Annotated in this window: 14 protein-coding genes, 1 other RNA gene and 1 pseudogene; 9 read left to right on the top strand and 7 right to left on the bottom strand. The window is 45.7% G+C overall.

The genetic code is table 11. The features are described from left to right. Positions 1-157: 157 nt before the first annotated feature. A complete protein-coding gene (locus FM037_RS23245) occupies positions 158-772 on the top strand; it encodes a LysE family translocator (RefSeq protein ID WP_144047961.1) in 615 nt (204 codons plus the stop codon). Positions 773-824: 52 nt separating this feature from the next. Here FM037_RS23245 and FM037_RS23240 read toward each other — a convergent pair whose 3' ends face one another. From FM037_RS23240 to FM037_RS23230, 3 genes are all read right to left on the bottom strand, one after another. Beyond that, complete coding sequence (locus FM037_RS23240) at positions 825-1,160, bottom strand: DUF3144 domain-containing protein (protein WP_144047960.1); 336 nt, start codon at positions 1,158-1,160, stop codon at positions 825-827. 242 nt (positions 1,161-1,402) lie between these two features. Then, a complete protein-coding gene (locus FM037_RS23235) occupies positions 1,403-1,927 on the bottom strand; it encodes a prepilin-type N-terminal cleavage/methylation domain-containing protein (protein ID WP_144047959.1) in 525 nt (174 codons plus the stop codon). A 105-nt stretch (positions 1,928-2,032) separates the two neighbouring features. Next, entirely contained in the window at positions 2,033-2,611 is a 579-nt protein-coding gene (locus FM037_RS23230; RefSeq protein ID WP_144047958.1) for a pilus assembly FimT family protein, read from the bottom strand. Between the two features lie 135 nt (positions 2,612-2,746). Between FM037_RS23230 and ung the strand changes: the two genes are divergently transcribed. Both ung and FM037_RS23220 read left to right on the top strand, forming a co-directional pair. Then, the gene (ung, locus tag FM037_RS23225; protein ID WP_144047957.1) at positions 2,747-3,415 is read left to right on the top strand and encodes a uracil-DNA glycosylase; all 669 of its coding nucleotides are present in this window, start codon (positions 2,747-2,749) and stop codon (positions 3,413-3,415) included. Between the two features lie 367 nt (positions 3,416-3,782). Then, a complete protein-coding gene (locus FM037_RS23220) occupies positions 3,783-6,587 on the top strand; it encodes a M9 family metallopeptidase (protein WP_144047956.1) in 2,805 nt (934 codons plus the stop codon). 111 nt (positions 6,588-6,698) lie between these two features. On the opposite strand, the gene FM037_RS23215 is transcribed toward FM037_RS23220, so the two are convergent. Further along, positions 6,699-7,190 (bottom strand): copper resistance protein NlpE, encoded by a 492-nt coding sequence (locus tag FM037_RS23215; protein ID WP_144047955.1) that lies wholly within the window; start codon positions 7,188-7,190, stop codon positions 6,699-6,701. A 286-nt stretch (positions 7,191-7,476) separates the two neighbouring features. Between FM037_RS23215 and FM037_RS23210 the strand changes: the two genes are divergently transcribed. Beyond that, positions 7,477-8,298 carry a substrate-binding periplasmic protein gene (locus FM037_RS23210; RefSeq protein ID WP_144047954.1) on the top strand — a complete coding sequence of 274 codons (822 nt, stop codon included), beginning with the start codon at positions 7,477-7,479 and terminating at the stop codon, positions 8,296-8,298. A 16-nt stretch (positions 8,299-8,314) separates the two neighbouring features. On the opposite strand, the gene FM037_RS23205 is transcribed toward FM037_RS23210, so the two are convergent. Further along, positions 8,315-8,956 (bottom strand): 5-formyltetrahydrofolate cyclo-ligase, encoded by a 642-nt coding sequence (locus tag FM037_RS23205; protein ID WP_407695612.1) that lies wholly within the window; start codon positions 8,954-8,956, stop codon positions 8,315-8,317. Between the two features lie 178 nt (positions 8,957-9,134). Between FM037_RS23205 and FM037_RS23200 the strand changes: the two genes are divergently transcribed. The 3 genes from FM037_RS23200 (at position 9,135) to FM037_RS23190 (ending at position 11,053) form a co-directional block, all read left to right on the top strand. Then, positions 9,135-9,731 (top strand): YceI family protein, encoded by a 597-nt coding sequence (locus FM037_RS23200; RefSeq protein ID WP_144047952.1) that lies wholly within the window; start codon positions 9,135-9,137, stop codon positions 9,729-9,731. 72 nt (positions 9,732-9,803) lie between these two features. Beyond that, on the top strand, positions 9,804-10,337 hold the full coding sequence (locus FM037_RS23195; RefSeq protein ID WP_144047951.1) for an RNA polymerase sigma factor: 534 nt from the start codon (positions 9,804-9,806) through the stop codon (positions 10,335-10,337). Continuing rightward, positions 10,322-11,053 (top strand): hypothetical protein, encoded by a 732-nt coding sequence (locus FM037_RS23190; protein ID WP_144047950.1) that lies wholly within the window; start codon positions 10,322-10,324, stop codon positions 11,051-11,053. The genes FM037_RS23195 and FM037_RS23190 overlap by 16 nt, the downstream gene beginning before the upstream one ends. Positions 11,054-11,831: 778 nt before the next feature. Here the strand turns inward: FM037_RS23190 and ssrS are convergent. Together ssrS and FM037_RS23180 are read right to left on the bottom strand one after the other, a co-directional pair. After that, positions 11,832-12,012, bottom strand: a non-coding RNA gene (gene ssrS / locus FM037_RS23185) — 6S RNA. A gap of 158 nt (positions 12,013-12,170) precedes the next feature. Then, positions 12,171-12,479 carry a cell division protein ZapA gene (locus FM037_RS23180; protein ID WP_144047949.1) on the bottom strand — a complete coding sequence of 103 codons (309 nt, stop codon included), beginning with the start codon at positions 12,477-12,479 and terminating at the stop codon, positions 12,171-12,173. A gap of 271 nt (positions 12,480-12,750) precedes the next feature. Between FM037_RS23180 and FM037_RS23175 the strand changes: the two genes are divergently transcribed. Together FM037_RS23175 and ubiH are read left to right on the top strand one after the other, a co-directional pair. Next, positions 12,751-13,326, top strand: coding sequence for a UPF0149 family protein (locus tag FM037_RS23175; RefSeq protein ID WP_144047948.1), 576 nt, complete (start codon positions 12,751-12,753; stop codon positions 13,324-13,326). A 172-nt stretch (positions 13,327-13,498) separates the two neighbouring features. Next, positions 13,499-14,685 (top strand): annotated as a pseudogene (gene ubiH / locus FM037_RS23170) (2-octaprenyl-6-methoxyphenyl hydroxylase). Positions 14,686-14,725 lie beyond the last annotated feature (40 nt).

The following is a 14,725-nucleotide window of genomic DNA, read 5'->3' as shown; positions in this document are numbered from 1 at the left end:
AGCGTAGAAAGAGGTGTTGGTCATTGAATTTTTGCAGCCACTGAGTAATCTAATAGCAATTGGTATCAGTAAGTTGGTTTACTGCTCATTAGTGTAGTGTTTGTGGAAGCCATTAACGGTATCCGCGGGCACAGATAATAAAGTAATAGGAAGTGATATGAGTTTTACTGCTTGGCTGAGTTTAGTGGCCATTTGTTGTTTAGGCGCCATGTCGCCGGGCCCGAGTCTGGCCATGGTGGTCAGGCACACCTTAGGTGGCGGCAGAGGCAAGGGCATTATCTGCGCCTGGGCTCACTCTATCGGCATAGGTGTTTATGCCTTGGTGACCCTGTTAGGTCTGGCGGTTGTGCTTAAGAAAGCGCCCATGGTGTTTAACGGTATTGCCATCACAGGCGCATTATATCTTGCCTGGATGGGTGTTCAGGCACTGCGTTCCAAGGGGGGGATGTCAGATAAACTCGCGGCGGGGAAATCGACCGATTCATTCACGGCCGCCAGAGATGGCCTGGCTATCTCCTTGTTTAACCCCAAAATTTTACTCTTCTTTCTGGCGTTATTCAGTCAATTCGTTATGGCTGCCGATAGCCTGTGGGGCAAGTCATTGATCGTATTTACGCCGCTAATTATCGACGGCCTCTGGTATACGATTATCGCCATGGTGATTTCCCATAAGTCAGTGCTGCCCAAGCTCAGAGAGAAGGCGGCACTGATAGATAAGCTATCGGGAGTCGTACTAATCCTATTAGCCGTGCGGGTGCTAGTGACGATTTAGGTTTTTCTACTTGAAAGGGATTAGTTCCTAGGTTCTAGGAACTAGGCACTTCTTATTTAGTAAATATCTGCACAGCATCATCTTTAGCCGGCGCTTGTGCTTTAGGCTCTTGCTCCTTAGAAAGTGGAGGATTGTTAATATGATCATCCAGGTTATCGTTGAGCATCTCTTTATATTCTTTAGTGAACCACTCGATAGCATTGGCTTTTTCTGCTGCTAAATCGGCTGATTTTAATGCCGCTTCGAACGCATTGAAGCGAGACGCTGCGAAACGTAATGCGGTACCAACCTTACTTACATCTTGTTCTGCAGTGTTTATCTCGTTGGCAAGGGCAATGAATTGATCGGCTAATTGAAAGATTGTGGTCTCTTTTTTTGCTTCTGACATGGTGCTCTCACTCTCGAATAAGAAGTTAATATGAATTTAATAAGCATAAAATCGTAATTTTAGTGGCCGAATACTAACGTAAATTAGCCATTAATAAAGCTCTCTTATCATCTATATGAGATCTGGGTCAGGATCAGCTAAATGCTTTTATGTAGGAGCTGCTTTAGCTGCGATGTTTTATTGGTGCCAGCTCTCCTAGTTAAAAAGCCGGTCCTACAGCTCTTTCTTAGTCCTAAGCCTTCCTAAGTTGTTGGATCTGAATCTGTAATGACTGTGCCATCACGAGAGTCGTAATAGATAGACAGAGTCGGTAACTCATTGAAGAAGAGCTGACATTGATCCGGTGCAATATAGGTGGCACGATAATCCGAATCGGCTACATCGTTTGAGGTCGAAACACTGGGTGCATCTTGCAGTACGGTGCGCCAGACAGACATGCAATCATTGGTGTTATTCAATCTCGGGCTAGCTTCGAATGGTGGGTAGTTTTGTGCGGGCCAGCCCCAGAGATTGATATCGAGTTGTCCAGCTTGCCCGTTATCGTAAACTTGTAAGTTATCCACGGGACCAGAATGCCCCTTGGAAGCCCATTTAAGATTGGCCAGTTTAATTCCCGCAGAAAAGGCGCCGCCAGTGGCTCGAACTGTGGAGACTTGAGCATCTTGCTTGATATTGATAAATTTCGGCAGTGCAATGACAGCCAAAATAGCCAGGATGATGATCACCACGACAAGTTCGATCAGAGTAAAGCCTGCAACTCTTTTCATTGTGTTTACTAGTCCTGTTTATTTATTTGACTGAGTTTATTTTTAGCTACGAGCAGTGACTCGCAATTTTCTCAGCTCTTTTTTGCTCGAAGCTTTCTTTGACTTCTAGCTTTGTGGATCCGAATCGATAACTACGCTGCCGTCTAGTGAGTCATAGGTAATGCTGAGATTGGTATTGGCTGAATACGTATAGGTGCATGAGTTATCAAAATTATAGGTCGCCACATAATCAGTTTCATTACTGATGTCATTTGAAATACTGGGTTGATCGCCTGCAAAAATAGTCACCCAAACTGAGATACAGTCATCTGTGTTATCGAGTTTAGGTGAGTCACCCTCAGAGTCTGCTGTCCCCCAATGCTGCGCCGGCCACCCATTATCGTTAAAATCCATCTCTCCCGACTCAGCGTCGCCGAAGGTGGGCAGGTCATCGGCGGGGCCAGAGCCTACCCGTACGGCCCATACACTTCTTGCCAGATTAATTCCCGATTTAAATGCGCCACCAGTTCCCTTTACCGTAGATACATGGGCATCTACAGAGAGATTGAGAAACTTAGGCAGGGCGACCACAGCGAGTATTCCGAGTATGATGATCACCACCACGAGCTCAATTAAGGTAAAACCTGCGGCTTTGTTATTGAGTGAGGGAGATCTGGTACGGATCTTGTGGGGGAAGAGGTGCATCTTTTAATATAAACCGTATCTTGTTCGATATTCTTATTGTAACACTTTTATCTATCTTGAATTGCAACTTAAGACTGACCCTTAAAGTGGAAGGGCGCTATTGAGTAGCATACGCACTACTGTGATGAGGAAACTATGACTGTACACTCCAATTGGAACACCTTTATTGAAGCCGAGAGGCGTTTAGCGTATTACCAGGAACTTCAAGAGTTTGTTCTGGGTGAACGTAATACTGTTAAGGCCATATTTCCCTCTCAGGAAGAAGTGTTCACCGCGTTCGAGAAGACACCTTTAGACAAGGTGAGAGTGGTTATTATTGGGCAAGACCCTTACCACGGACCGAACCAAGCCCACGGCCTGTGTTTTTCAGTTAAGCATGGGGTGAAATCCCCGCCTTCTCTGGTTAACATGTATAAGGAACTGGTGACTGATATTGCTGGTTTTACAACACCCGATCATGGGCATCTCTCCAGTTGGGCCGAACAAGGAGTATTGATGCTCAACACAGTATTGACCGTCGAACAGGGCAAGGCGCACTCACATGCCAAATCGGGTTGGGAAACTTTTACCACCAATGCGCTCAAGCTGTTAAACGAGCAAGATACGCCCATCGTATTCATTCTCTGGGGAGCCCATGCGATCAAGAAGGGCAAGGTGATCACATCACTGCATCACCATATTCTATCTGGCCCACATCCTTCACCACTATCAGCATACCGTGGCTTTTTCGGCTGCCAACATTTCTCCAAAACCAATGCGTTGCTAGTATCACTCGGCACCAAGCCGATCGATTGGCAGGTATAAATACGAGTTCCTAGGTTCTAGCACCTAGGAACTAGGCTCTCCCTTCCTCTAATTTACTACTTTCCTACTTTCCTACTAGTCTCTTAGTCTGTAAAAACAGGCTTTTATACCAGTTTTCCTGTTGAAATAAATTGTATATGAGCAAAATTAACTTGATCTTGCATATTGTATAAAATATAACTGTATCGTAACAAGTTTATAACAAGGGCTTATTCAGCGGCGCTGCTTTTAGTACAAGCCGGTACTAGGCAAGCAGAATGAAGGCTCTTAAATTACAACAAACAAATTAGTTAACTTGTTAATACATAAAATTTTATGTCAGATGTTTAGCCAGTTTGCTGTCGGCTAACACAAATTGGAGAGACACATGTTCAAGAAGAACCTCATTATATTGGCTTGCTCGTTAGCAATAGCGCCAGCGTATGCCAGCGCTCAGCAGCAAGACTTGCCAGTCGAAGGGCTCACTTCGACCGTCGCAGCTACTAGCTTAAGTGCTAATAGCTTCAATGCCAGTGATTTAAGCGCTGGTGTTTTAGGTACACATGCTCTAAGTGCTAGTGCGAAAACGGCTAACAAGCCGAGTGCAAGCCAGCCAGGAAAGACACCAGGCTCATTCCTTTCTATGAGCCTGAGTCAGATTAAACAAGGCAATACGAGCAAGAGTGCAATTCAAGGTGCAACCGGTATGGTCGGCCCCGAAGGCAACCAAGGTCCAGCTGCAGCGGCATGTGTTGAATACGCTGAGTTCGCCTCTTTAACAGGCCAAGACCTGTTTGATTTTGTTCGTACTACCGACTTTAACTGTATCTCAGATCTCTATCGCGAAAATGATGCGACAGCAGTGGCCGCTTATCAGGCGACAAATGTTGCCGAAGTAGCAAACCTTGCCAAGGCGATGGCGGCTAGCTACGACAGCACTACAGGCTCAGAGATGCTGAACTTGTTCTACTTTCTTCGCGGCGCCTTTTATATCGAATACTACAATGACGATCTGACCTATGGCGATGATACGGCCAGGCATGCGGTTCGTGACTTATTAGTTGAGTACACCAAGAACCCTAACTTTGCCGATACCTCATCGTCTCAGGGCAATACACTCGCCGAGTTCTTTATCGCCTGGGATAGCTCAGGCAGCTATTACGAAGGCGCTGAGGCCATCACTAACTATCTTGAAGCTTTTAGCCCTGAGCATCTTGCCAATGCCGACCATAGATACGCACTAACAAAGGCACTGACTACGCTTTATTACGGCAGCTGGGATGCGACTTATACGGGTGCTGCAGAAGATCATACCGCTCTGATTAACGGCTTACTTAAGATCGCGACTTCTGAATATATCTATAACTCAGATTATAGTTATGAGTCGACCGATGCCTTCCATGAGTTTGGCCGCTTCTATGAGTATCAGGAGTATTGGGGACTTTCCGATGCCCTAAAGACTCGTCTCAATGAAGGCGTTGTCGAATACATGAATAACTTCGAGCGTATGTCCAGTGAGTGGGCCGACGCCGCAGGTTACTTAGATTGGTATAACCCGGGTGAGTGTGATCAATTTGGGATTTGTGGCTGGGCCGATGAGCTAGAGGCGACCATTCTTTCGATAAACTATTCATGTAGTGACACCATCGATATTCGTGCGCAGCAGTTAACGAACGAAGAGCTTCAAGCCTCATGTGATCTCATGGGCGGCGAAGAAGTCCTGTTCCATCAAGTGCTCGCTACCGCTCATCAACCAGTTGCCGATGATAACAACACTAACTTAGAAGTTAATATCTTCGACAGCTACGATGACTACAACCAGTATGCCGGCATCATCTTCGGCATAGGTACCGATAACGGTGGTATGTACTTAGAAGGTACGCCATCGGATGTGGATAATCAGGCGAGATTTATCGCCCACGAAGCGACCTGGACAGATGAGATTCTGGTATGGAATCTACGCCATGAGTATGTTCACTATCTGGATGGCCGCTTTAACCAGTATGGCGCCTTTAATTATTTCGATATCGACACGGGTAAGTCTGTGTGGTGGTCGGAAGGTTTAGCCGAGTATATCTCCCATCAGAATCGCTACGATGAAGCCGTCGAGATTGGCCGTAGTCAGAGTTTCTCACTCAGTGAGATCTTGTCCAACACTTATGACAGCGGTAGCGAGCGTGTTTATCGTTGGGGTTACTTAGGTGTGCGCTTCTTGTTTGAAAACCACAGAGACGATGTGGATCAACTATTGGTATTAGCCCGTGGTGGTGACGCCAATGGCTGGCTTGGTTATATCGATAATCAGATTGGCACTCATTATGATGCCGAGTGGAATACCTGGTTGTCGACGGTTACCAGTAATGATGAGCCGTTAGCGGGCTGTGAAGGTGATGAGTGTCTGCCACCACCCTGTGAGGAGACAAATACCTGTCCGCCAGTTCCATGTGAAGAAACCAATACTTGCCCGGTAGAGCCCTGTGAAGAAACCAACTCTTGCCCTCCTGAGGAGTGTACTGATGAAGCTTGTGATCCGGCGAACGCTAATCTAGTCGATGGCGTGGCTAAGATAGGCGTTTCCGGCGGTACGGCTTACTACTACATCTGGGTACCAGAAGGAACCGAGAATATACAGTTCAGCTCTACGGCAGGAACTGGTGATGCGAACCTGTATGTTAAGGCCAGCGCTTGGGCGACTAGCAGTGATTATGATCAGGCATCAGAAAATGCGGGTAATGACGAGTCAGTGCTAGTCACTGAGGTCGTTGGCGGCGATTACTATTATGTGACACTCGATAGTATGGATGCTTTCGATGGCTTGAACTTGCTCGCCGAGTTTAATGTGGAAACCGATCCTGTTGACCCGGTAGAGCCTATCGAGGTTACTGAGTTGCAGTCAGGCGTTCGCGTTAAGCAACTTGCCAGCGATGATGCACTCTACTTCAAGATTTTTGTCCCCGGTGATATGAAGAAGGTTAAATTCATCATGTCTCGCGGTAAAGGTGAAGCGGATATGTATATACGTTTTGGGGCGATTCCAACGACTCAAGAGTATGACTTTGCCGATACCAAAGATCTGGGCCGTGAGCGAGTGATCATCAAGCAGCCTGAAGGCGAAGACTTCTACTACGTCATGCTTAAAGCCAGAGATGGTGACTTTAGCAAGATAAGACTGAAGGCAAAGATTAAAGACTAAAGGTTAAGCGAGATTCATGCTTAAAAGTAACATAAGGCAATGAGTCTAAATCATAAAAAAATGGAGCCATTTGGCTCCATTTTTTTATGCTGAGTATTTCGGCTCTAAAGCTTAATCTTGCTGCTGTTCTGAATGTGAGCCTTGCTTAGCTAAACGATAGAGTTCGGCTAATGAACCTGTGATGCGATTGCCTTGCATATCCAGCATGAACAGCTGGTTTTCACCTACCCGATATTGCTTGGGGTCATCTTTTCTACTGGCATCGCCCATCAGGCTAATCTTGTTGCCTTCGCTGTTCCACTCGAATGAACCAGCTTCGGTAAATACTTTTTTAGCTTCATTCTCGTCGCCTAGATAGCGAGTCTCTAACACATAGGTATTATCCAGCTTCAGAGTGAGAGTCGTGTCTATACCTGAGCAACTGGCGCAGGGGGTCACACCTGAATAGGTACCGTTCCAGTCCAATGAAGTTCGGCTAGTATCACCTAGTGGTAAAGCTTCCTTAGTTTGCTGAGCTTTATCTTGTGTTGGGATTTCTTGCTCTGAGCAAGCGCTAAGGGTAAGAGCGAGTAGAGATACGGCGATGATTTGTAGTTTCATCATAATCCTTATGAGTCTTTGAAAAAGTGCAGCCGCCAAGGTTAGCATAATAATCCGCCAAATTAGCTGCTTGCATTAGGCTTTGCCATTATTATGTGAGCTAGCTCTTTTTAGCTGAACCCTCAAATAAACAAAGGGTAAATGGCCTGTTGCCAGCTAATCACGACTCGTTTATGTTGGTAACATAGACTCGCCAGACTTAGTACATCAATGTAGAAAAGTGAGTGCATAAGTTTTAAAAAATAGTTAGCTATACTTTTACCTGAGAACATCTTTAAGGAGGGGTGAGATGGCAAAAATGTTCTGCATAGCCAGCACTTTCCTCTTGAGCGTGCTTATTCTCTTGGCCTGCGTCATTGCTATTCCGCTTGAAGCCAAGCCCGATAAATTGAAAATAGTCTCCAATGAATATCCGCCTTTTTATTCGAAATTATCCCCTGAATTTGGTGTTGTTTCCCATCTGACCCGCGAGGCACTCCAGCGGGCAAATTTGGCTTTTACTCATGATTTTTTTCCATTTTCGCGCGCCGTTCTACTGACTAAAGGGGGCTATGCTGATGGTATTATCGGCATCTGGTATAGGGAGTCCAGAGTCACTTGGGTTGAATATTCTGAGCCTATGTTGTCGGTAAATGTCGTGTTGTATAAGCGAGTACAGCACGACATTAGCTATACCCAACTGAGTGACCTGTCAGACTTCACCATAGGAGTCGGCCGCGGTTATGCTAATCCTCAGGCCTTTATGGAGGCGGGCTTAAAAACGGAGGAGGGTAGCTCTGATGGTGAAAACCTGAAGAAGTTATTGCTTGGGCGAACGGATCTGGTGCTGATCAGCCAAGAGGTCGCCGAGTATCTGATGACTGAAGGACCGAAAGAGTATGATCATGCATTTGAGGTGATAGGAGATCCATTGAGTATCGAGCTATTTCACTTTGGCATCTCTAAAACACGAGGGGATCACAAGGACCTTATTGTGCGTTTCAATCAGGGATTAAATGAGATGAAACTCGACGGTAGTGTTCAGCGTATCTTGAAACAACACGGCTTCGAGGCTAACGCATACTGGCTGCAGGAGTTGCAACAAGAGTTAAAAGAAGTTCCTAGGAACTAGTATCTAGGCTCAAGAATCAAGAATCAAAAAGCAATACACGTGTCGGTGTCACCAGCATAGGCAGAGGCACATCCCAGTGTTCACAGGGTAGGCTTTCGACTTGCTGGCAATCATGAGCAAAACCGATAGGAAAGGGCTTTCCTCGAGTCGTCCAGTTAGCTAAGGTCCGGTCGTAAAAACCGCCGCCCATGCCCATACGATTACCCGTTAAATCGAAGGCTACCAGAGGCGTCACCACCACATCTAATCGATGCGGTAAGATCATTTGAGTGATATCCAGTTTAGGCTCCCAGATTTTTAGTGAGTTCTGCACCAGAGGTGTCGAGGGTGTGTAAGCGAGAAAGACTAGATTGCCTTTACTGAATGGATGCAGCCGTGGTAGATAGACCTGAATATCTAGCTTCCACAAGGCTTCGATTAGGACTCGAGTATCCAGTTCACCGTCATTTGTGAGATAAATAGCCAGATGCTTGACCCTAAGAAATTTAAGTTTAGCGAGCATAAGTGTGCAAGCTTGTTTACCTAGGCTTGACTGCTGATCCGGGGACAAACTACGTCTTGCAGCGCGTATGTTAGCTCTGATCTCTTTGCGATTTAGTTTATCTTGGGGGAGACTAGATAGGTTCAGCAATTTGTTGTTGGTAGGAGATTGATTCAAAGCGGTCGCATTTAGAGTCGAGTGGTATAAATAGCTTACCATTATGAGCGGAGTTGGATAAGCAGTCTTAATGCTTTTTTCTTGAACGATAATAGGCGAGATAAAATATTTTATATCTCTGCATCCACTGAGAACTCTCATGCGTATAAGTAGTAGTTATTAATTAAAAGAGCTATTTATGAAATCAATTCTTCCACTCCTACTATTGTCTATCGTCTCATTTACCTCCATGAACGCTTCGGCCCAGTGGTCATTAGCTCCTTCGTCGGCAGAACTGAAATTCTTATCGACTAAGGTGCTGATGAATAAGCAAAGTATTACCGAGATATCGAGCTTCCAAACCTTATCCGGTACCGTTTCAGATGATGGAGAGTTGGAGCTAAAGGTTAAGCTGGGGAGTGTTAATACTCAAATTTCAATTCGGGATCAGCGTCTACGAGACTGGGTTTTTGAGGTGTCTAAATTTCAAGATGCTGAGATTTCCGGAAAGATAGCTAAAGTAAATTTAACTGCTTTGGCAGTTGGTGCGCCTTTACGAATTAAGCTAGCTTTGGTATTAAAAGCACACGGTAAGGAGATCCCTTTAGAGGCTGATCTACAATTAGTTAAAGACCTTGGTGGCTCGATTTATGTTTCCAGCATTTCACCTATTTTGTTCGATGTTAAGCAACTGGGTTTAAATATAAGTATTGAGAAGTTGATTGAAGTAATGGGCTTAGCCTCAATTAATCAACAAGTTCCAATAACTTTCTATGGAAAGTTTATTGAGAGTTAATGGGTCTGATGAAAGCGGTATAGGCTTCATCTAATTGATCTTCTAAAAACAATTAACATTGAGTATATTTCATTGAGTGAGACAGATGAGATCCTATTAGCACGAACGGCGATGGGGGATAAAGAGGCATTTCAGCGTTTGTACTTTAGCCTTTCTCCGCGTATTTTTCCTGTTTTGATGCAGCTAATACATGATTATCAGTTAACTGAAGACCTCCTTCAGGAGACTTTTGTTCGTATCTGGAATCAAGCATCTAGATATGATATTAATAAAAGTGGTGCTTATACATGGAGTTACACAATAGCACGTCATCTGGCTCTGGATCATCTTCGTCGTTTATCCCTACGTCGTACTCAAAAACTTACAGAATTAGAGATAGAGCTTGAGCTTGAGGTAGGGGAGACGTTATTGAGTCAGCATAGTAAAAGGAAACTTGATACATGCTTGTCTCAACTGAAGAGTGATCAACGTCAGGCGTTTATATTGAGCTATTGCTATGGTTATGAGCAGCGGGAGTTAGTGAGGATCTTAGAGCATCCATTAGGAACTATTAAATCCTGGTTAAGGCGCGGAATGGAGTTTATGCAAAAATGTGTATCCCGTTAAGGTATTACGATACAGAACTGCAAAAACAGCTAATCAATAGTTATGTCAGTGGTTTGATGAGTTACCGAGCGCGTAAAAGAATGAGAAACTTACTCCAACAGCTCCCTGACTTTGAAGCTCGACTTCTTCAGGTGGAGGCTGAGTTTCAGGCGTTACATATGGATCTGTTGCCGAATAAACCTAAGTTTGAACTCTGGGGGAAGATTCAGGAAAGATTAGGTTGGCAAACAGTTCGTTGGTGGCAAAAAATCAACTTTTGGAGGGCTGGGACTGGCGCGCTTGCTTTCTCCTTAATGCTGTCGGTTGGAGTGCAGTTGCAGGATTTGGAAAACGTTGAATCAGAATATGTGCCAATCAGTTACGTAGGAATTTTAAATGCTGATAATACCCAAGCCAGTTTGGCTGTGGCTGTTCATAGGGCGACTGATGCGGGAGATGCTCCGTGGATGATGACCTTACATCTTACCCAACCTTGGTCTCAATTAGAGGAGGTTGCTAGTTTGTGGATCACCGATAACAAGGGACATAAATTGTCCATGGGGCAAATTCAAGTAAAAGACACGCAAGAGTTTGTGCTCACAGCTTCGCAGTGGCAGTTCATTCAAGGTGCCGTCTGGATGGAGTTGATTGCTGATAATAGCGGGGGATTATTTTGCAAGGCCGCTGTCTTTCTTTGGCGCAGTGGAGTAGCTAATAAAACCGTTTGTACAGCTTGAAGATCCAAAGAAGCTGGAATGCTTGAGGGTTTATAACCTTTCTATCTTATAGCCTTCTTAGCCCTGTCTTGAGCCTTCTAATTATAAGCTGGTCGATTATGCCCATAAATGATTCGACATTTCCTCCTTTCATGGAGGTTAGATACCAGCTAAGAAACATACCGGAATGACGGGACACCCAGACACTGATTAGCCACTACTAGATAGGTAGTGACGAATCTGTTGCTCATATAAGACGGATCCAGTGTGCCGGTGAGGCTTGCTCTTATTCAAGTACAGGGGTTTAGAACCAGGAATTATACCGATTGGTATTGGGATCGTTAATCTCGTCTTTATGTAGGAGCTGCTTTAGCTGCGATTTTACAGCTTCTATCTATCCCGGCTAAAGCCGGTCCTACAATTAGAAGCTAACCTTGTCTCGTACCTGCCCGCTATAAGCTAGATTCCGGCCACAAGCATGCCGGAATGACGGGAGACTCAGACACAAGAAGCCATCACTTTTCAGTGATGGTTTTTTTATTGCTCGAATCTCGCGACTCGTAGCTAGGTCCTAGAACCTTCTTTATTAAATTGCTCCCCAAAATACCCTTGCCGCCATGATTTTTATAAAGAGTCCCTTGAACCATAGGTTTGTTATGAGAGAAGAGGTCTGGATGGATTTGCAGGTATTCATCATCTTTAGGCACAAAAAAACCACAACCCTTGAGTTGTGGTTTCTTGTTGCTCGAATCTCGCGACTCGTAGCTAGATCCTAGTTCCTAGAATCTTCTTTATTAAATTGCTCCCCAAAATACCGTTGCCGGCGTAGCCCTTGAACCGTAGGTTCAAGGCGGAAAAATGATTAACTCCTAAGGCTTCTCGGTACGAGCCGAGCTTGCTCAATGTCATCAAAGCATTCATCCTAGGTATGTAAATATCGGCACAGGGACATTGCCGACTGACGCGTATACCAGGGAGCAAAACTGGTTATCTGAAACACTTACTTTCATCTGCTATTGCGATGAGAAGCCTTTCGGATTTAAATCTGGGTACTGACTAATTCTGACTAGCGAGTACTGGCTAACAAGTGATAGTAAAAAGACTCGTTTGAACATGTATCGTACGATCTTCGTACAGTTTAATCTTCTTTTACCGAACGCTCAACGAGTGCGTTCTCTAAAGTTGCCTGCAGCAGACCGATTTTTTCATCCATCTGCTTATTATAATCTTGATTTTTTTGCTGTTCTTCCAGCAATTCATAACCAGTATTTAATGCAGCCATGATGGCTATCTCTTCGCGACTCAGACTGTTAGTCCGTGTTTTAAGCGAAATCAACTGCATTTCGAGCTGCTGCGCCACGTGCTGCAATGCTTTCTCTTGTCCTTTCGGGCAAGCGATGGAGTATGTACGGCCTAGCAAGCTAATTTCAATAGCATGGCTGCTCATGTGGCGATGGGTCCTGATTATTGGCTCTTGATCGGACTATATCGGTCTAAATCGCAAAGTGCAACATGAGTAAGCGCTAAGGTGAGCCATATTAGATTAAATGTTGTTTAGATAGACAGACTTGGGCAATTTATAAACATTTAGTTGGATTTTTGGAAGGAGGGTACTAGGCCCAGCAACATAAGCCATATCTAAACAAACTTGTTTAATTTGGCCGAGCGTCCCACTTCTGCTAGCATGGACTGAGTATTTTCAGCCTGTGGAAACAGTTATGGCAACCCCTCCTTCTCTACGTATAGATAATTTATTAGCAGCCTTAGATGCAGCCGAAATTGGCCAGACACCGGTAGAAGTTCATGGTGCCTTAGTGGGGATTATTTGTGGTGGTGTTGAGCTGTCGAAAGATACCTGGTGTAAACCTCTGCTTGAGCTGATGAATGATGGTCATCCTCTGCCAGATCCGCTCCACTTGCTGATCGAAGAGCTTTATCAAGACACCTTGACCAGAGTCTCGGATATCGAATTTGGCTTCTCGCCCATGTTGCCGGAAGAGGAAGAGCCTCTTACTAAGCGCGTCGAAGCCCTGTCGCTATGGGTACAAAGTTTCTTAACCGGTATTGCCATGGTGCAGCCTAAGATCGATAAGGCTTCCGCCGACTTACAAGAAGTCATCAAAGATCTGGCGGATATTGCCCTGGTCGAGTTCGATGTGGCCGAAGATGAAGAGTCAGAATCGGCCTATATGGAGCTGATGGAGTTTGCCAAGATGGCGGCGCTGCTCTGCTATTCTGAGTTTGGCCCAGATTTGACTGATCCAAATCAAAAAGAAGTCAACGTATTCCATTAAACTCGTCCCTATCTCATTATTGTATCTAGACTTGCCGTGACTCATATAGGTTACGGCAAATTAGAGAAGACCGATGACAGCTGATATAGAAACAAACAGCAATACAACAAACTCCCATGCGCCGCAAATTCAGGACGCTACACTGGTCGATGTCGCCATTGTTGGCGGCGCTATGGCCGGTGCTACCTTAGCCCTAGGCTTAAAAAAGTTGAGTGAGGAGTTAAACAGGCCCCTCAAGATAGCCCTTATAGAGGCACACAAGCCAGGGAGTGAACACCCAGGTTTCGATGCGCGCTCCATCGCCATCGCCCACGGCTCTATTTTCGAGCTTAAACGTCTGGGACTCTGGTCTAAGCTTGCCCATCTTGGCACGCCCATTGAGAACATACATATCTCAGACCGCGGACACTTTGGCATGACAGAGCTCAACGCCGAAGACTTTCATCTGCAGAACTTGGGTCAGGTTGTGGAGCTCGAGCGGGTAGGTCAAGTGCTGTTTAAGCAGCTCGAAGCCAGTGATATCCAGCTCCATTGCCCCGGAACACTGGCCAATGTAGAGGCGCAAACCGATTGCCAGCTGCTCACGCTCAATGATGGCACTCAGATCAAAACGGCCTTGCTGGTGGCCGCCGACGGAGTAAACTCCAAAGTCAGGCAAGCCTTCAATTTAGATATAGAACAGGTAGACTTCGAACAGGTAGCGCTAGTCGCTAACGTCGAGACCGATAAGCTCCACGATAATTGGGCCTTCGAGCGCTTCACCAATACCGGTCCCTTAGCCGTGTTACCTATGGCGCCGCTCAAGGGGAATCCGCGGGTGTCCTTGGTGTGGGCACTTCCCCCAGTGAAGCTAAGCGTTTACAGTCGGCTCCCCAAGACGAGTTCTTAGCTGAGTTGCAGCAGGCCTTTGGTTTTCGCGCCGGACGATTTACCCAAGTGGGTGAGCGTTTCTCCTACCCCTTGTTAATGTCACACATGCCCAGACCCATCTATCACAGAACCGTGTTTATCGGTAACGCGGCGCAGACTCTGCACCCCATTGCCGGTCAGGGCTTTAACTTAGGCCTGCGGGACTTGGTCTGCTTGCTTGACGTGATTAAGCAGCGCTTACTCGATGAAGGCTCGAGCGAAGAGACGGCGGATCTTGGCTCAGCCAAGTTGACCCACGCTTATCTTAAGAGTCGCGAAAAAGACCGCAACAGTACCATGACCAATATCGAATTTTTGGTGCGCGGCTTTTCTAATGATCACTGGCCTCTGGTTGTCGGGCGTAGCCTGGGCTTAAGGTTACTATCTTGGTTGCCGCCATTAAAAACGCCGGTAGCCAGAACCGCTATGGGCTGGAAGTCGGTAAGCTAGAAGGCTTTTATAAAAGATGGCTCTTGCTCTAAGGGAAGGG

It is taken from the genome of Shewanella psychropiezotolerans, from assembly GCF_007197555.1.
Taxonomy (GTDB): domain Bacteria; phylum Pseudomonadota; class Gammaproteobacteria; order Enterobacterales; family Shewanellaceae; genus Shewanella; species Shewanella psychropiezotolerans.
Note: the sequence above shows the minus strand (reverse complement) of the source record. Positions and strands in the feature narration are given on the sequence as shown.

Excerpts from the sequence above, each read along its gene's own strand:
- FM037_RS23245 (WP_144047961.1), top strand. The coding sequence starts at position 158 with ATGAGTTTTACTGCTTGGCTGAGTTTAGTGGCCATTTGTTGTTTAGGC.
- FM037_RS23240 (WP_144047960.1), bottom strand. The coding sequence starts at position 1,160 with ATGTCAGAAGCAAAAAAAGAGACCACAATCTTTCAATTAGCCGATCAA.
- FM037_RS23235 (WP_144047959.1), bottom strand. The coding sequence starts at position 1,927 with ATGAAAAGAGTTGCAGGCTTTACTCTGATCGAACTTGTCGTGGTGATC.
- FM037_RS23230 (WP_144047958.1), bottom strand. The coding sequence starts at position 2,611 with ATGCACCTCTTCCCCCACAAGATCCGTACCAGATCTCCCTCACTCAAT.
- ung (WP_144047957.1), top strand. The coding sequence starts at position 2,747 with ATGACTGTACACTCCAATTGGAACACCTTTATTGAAGCCGAGAGGCGT.
- FM037_RS23220 (WP_144047956.1), top strand. The coding sequence starts at position 3,783 with ATGTTCAAGAAGAACCTCATTATATTGGCTTGCTCGTTAGCAATAGCG.
- FM037_RS23215 (WP_144047955.1), bottom strand. The coding sequence starts at position 7,190 with ATGATGAAACTACAAATCATCGCCGTATCTCTACTCGCTCTTACCCTT.
- FM037_RS23210 (WP_144047954.1), top strand. The coding sequence starts at position 7,477 with ATGGCAAAAATGTTCTGCATAGCCAGCACTTTCCTCTTGAGCGTGCTT.
- FM037_RS23200 (WP_144047952.1), top strand. The coding sequence starts at position 9,135 with ATGAAATCAATTCTTCCACTCCTACTATTGTCTATCGTCTCATTTACC.
- FM037_RS23190 (WP_144047950.1), top strand. The coding sequence starts at position 10,322 with ATGTGTATCCCGTTAAGGTATTACGATACAGAACTGCAAAAACAGCTA.
- FM037_RS23180 (WP_144047949.1), bottom strand. The coding sequence starts at position 12,479 with ATGAGCAGCCATGCTATTGAAATTAGCTTGCTAGGCCGTACATACTCC.
- FM037_RS23175 (WP_144047948.1), top strand. The coding sequence starts at position 12,751 with ATGGCAACCCCTCCTTCTCTACGTATAGATAATTTATTAGCAGCCTTA.